Source organism: Microvirga sp. Mcv34 (genome assembly GCF_024519725.1).
GTDB lineage: Bacteria > Pseudomonadota > Alphaproteobacteria > Rhizobiales > Beijerinckiaceae > Microvirga.
This window is the reverse complement of sequence record NZ_JALJRK010000192.1, coordinates 1-2827: the sequence shown is the minus strand read 5'-3', so window position 1 is coordinate 2827 and position 2827 is coordinate 1. Positions and strand designations below refer to the sequence as shown.

The 2827-nt window shown below is 63.0% G+C and carries 3 protein-coding genes and 2 pseudogenes; all 5 read left to right on the top strand.

Translation table 11 applies throughout. The features are described 5' to 3' along the window. Window positions 1-203, top strand: a pseudogene (locus OC446_RS29910) (copper oxidase); the annotation flags it as partial. A gap of 54 nt (window positions 204-257) precedes the next feature. After that, a complete protein-coding gene (locus tag OC446_RS29905; protein ID WP_262032519.1) occupies window positions 258-743 on the top strand; it encodes a cupredoxin family protein in 486 nt (161 codons plus the stop codon). 71 nt (window positions 744-814) lie between these two features. Continuing rightward, a complete protein-coding gene (locus tag OC446_RS29900) occupies window positions 815-1114 on the top strand; it encodes a copper-binding protein (protein ID WP_410055173.1) in 300 nt (99 codons plus the stop codon). Window positions 1115-1191: 77 nt separating this feature from the next. Beyond that, window positions 1192-1911 (top strand): copper-binding protein, encoded by a 720-nt coding sequence (locus tag OC446_RS29895; protein WP_262032518.1) that lies wholly within the window; start codon window positions 1192-1194, stop codon window positions 1909-1911. A 64-nt stretch (window positions 1912-1975) separates the two neighbouring features. Next, window positions 1976-2827, top strand: a pseudogene (locus OC446_RS29890) (hypothetical protein); the annotation flags it as partial.

Sequence of the window (2827 nt, the reverse complement as noted above, 5' to 3'; positions counted from 1 at the left end):
TCGACCACAACGACTACAAGGATCCGGGTTGGTACAAGCACCCGGAGGGCACGGTGGCTTACGAGTGGAAAGGCGAGAAGCTTGCCGAGCCTGCTCGGGCAACCTCTCCCGACAGCGGCGTCAAAGCGACGGAGTTCCGTGCCATTGATCGGCGCAAGCGTCCTGTCCGCGCGGCCAAGGCTGGCGGGCACAGCAATCATTAGGCGTTCAGGTTGAACTCTCTAGCCTGACTTTGGTGCACAAGGAGCACAGACACGATGAAGAAGACTGCAACACTCCTCGGGGGGCTGTCCGCCCTCCTTCTCACGACTGGCCTTGCTCTGGCGGGCCCTGGCGGCGCTGGTCACGGGCACGGCGAGGAAGCGGCGTACGGCAAGCCCGGCGACCCGAAGAAGCCGGCTCGGCTTGTCCAGGTCAGCATGCGCGAAACCGATGGCAAGATGCTGTTCTTCCCTGACAAGGTTGAGGTGAAGGCGGGCGAACAGGTGCGCTTCAAGCTCGCCAACAACGGTGAGGCGGAGCACGAGTTCGTGCTGGCCACAGTTGAGGAGAACGCCAAGCACAAGATCCAGATGGAGCAGAACCCGGACATGGAGCACGAGGATCCGAATGCCCGGCGTCTGCAGCCGAAGAAGGGTGACGAGATCGTGTGGCAGTTCACCAAGGCCGGCACGTTCGAATACGCCTGTCTGATCCCGGGCCACTACGAGTCCGGCATGAAAGGCACCATCGTCGTGAAGTAGCGTTATCAGGAGAGATGAGCCGGACCGTCACGGCCTGGCTCGTTTTTCCTCGTTCTTCAAGGAGATCTTCTATGTTCAAGCGTATGACGATGGCAACAGCGGGCTTGGTGGCCAGCCTTGGTCTTTCAAGCCTTGCCTTTGCCCAGGCAGCTCCGGTCTCCGGCACGGTGCAGAAGATTGATGAAGCTCAAGGCAAGATCACGCTCGAGCACGGGCCGATCAAGAACCTCGACATGGATGCCATGACGATGGTCTGGCGCGTCCAGGATCCGGCCATGCTCAAGCAGGTCAAAGCCGGCGATAAGGTGCAGTTCACCGCCGACCGGGTGAACGGGCAGCTCACCGTCACCTCGATCAAGAAGGGCAAGTAAGCCCGAGCCGCCCCGCGAGCGGTGCCCGAGACCCACTATTGCGGGGCGGCCTCTCCTCCGTTTAGCGAGCGACCACCATGAAACGCCTGACCACCACCCTGACTGCCGTCGGAGCCCTGCTCGCCAGCTTCACTGTCGGCCCGGACCGTCTCGCCCTGGCGCAACCTGCCCAGGGCGCGGGGCCTGCCTTCGAGCGGGTCCGTGAGGTCATGACCAACCGCTTTAAGGACATGAAGCTCCCCGGCGATCCGGACCAGGATTTTGCCGCGATGCTCATCGCGCACCATGAGGATCTGATCTATCTGGCCAAGACCCAGCTCGAGTACGGCGGGGATCGTCAGTTGCGGCAGTTGGCCCAGAAGATCCTTGACGAGCAGCAAAAGCAGATTAGCGAGGCTAAGGAATGGCAGGTGCGCAGCCGCGAGGCCGGGTACAAAGCCCAGCCCAACCAGCCGCCTCCTGGTTCCGGGCCGCTCGACCAGAAGGGAGCTCAGAGCACCCAAGCCAGCCCGTCTCCCGCGACCCCTGCTCCCACCGCAGCCCCGGCCCAAGCGGCCCCGGCCGCCAGCCAGGCACCTCTAGTTTCCGGTACGGTCGAGAAGGTCGATATGGCTGCGGGCAAGATCACGCTCGATCACGGCGCGATCCCGAACCTCAACATGGACAGCATGACCATGGTGTTCCGGGCCCAGGATCCGGCGATCCTGAAAGGCGTAAAGGCAGGCGACAAGGTGCAGTTTCAGGCTGATCGCGTCAATGGGCAGCTCACCCTCGTCAAAATCCAGAAGGGAAGATAACCCCAAGCGTCGTCGGCCGCTGCAGCGGCCCACGGCCACCAAGAACCACAAAAAGGAAACCATCATGCCGGCTACAGGTGTGGACAAAGCGGTCCGCCAGCCAAGTCCGGCTCACGAGCTGCCGCCGCATCTGGAGAACGATTTCGACCGGCGGGCTCTCGTGCCGCGCCTTCTGGTGCTGGCGATGCTCGCGGCTGCCACCCTCCTGGAATTTGGACACGGCCACCGGGAGGGCCACTGGATCGTGCTGGTGGTCTATGGCCTGACAACGGTCGTGCTGGCGCTGTCCTCGCGCTTCGCTGCAGGCCAATCCTGGTTGCCCTGGGCCGCCACCGTTACTGACGCCGGCCTTGCAGTCTATGTCATTGCCGACCACCTGCCGCGGGATGCTCACGATCTGCGTCTCGCAACGGATGCCGTCAGCCTGTTTCCGGCGTTCCTACTGCTCATCCAGACCGGGCTCAGGCTGCGCCGCGACCTCGTGGCTGCGTTTGCTGGCATCGTAGCTGCGGGATGGCTCCTAGCACTCGCCGTTCTTGTCAACCCCGAGACGTTCGAGGCACCCGGAGGTCCCACTCCCCTTGCTTCACGACAGGTGCTTGGGTTCCTGTCCTTTGCCGTCACCGCAGGCTTCGTCTTCTACGCGGTCCACCGGATGCGGCTGGCCTGGGCAGCCATCCTGCGGGCGCAATGGGATCGCATGCTGTTGTCGCGCTTTCTGCCTGAAGGGATAGCCGCCGAGGTGGTCAACGGTGAGGACAAGGCCGAGATTGCCGAACGCCACGTCTGCCTCCTAGCAGTCGATATCCGAGGCTTCTCCGCATTGGTGCGGGAGCGTCCACGTCGCGAGGTGATCGGGACCCTAATGGAGTTTCGGCGCCTTGTTCACGATTCGGTCTCTCACCACGGGGGCATT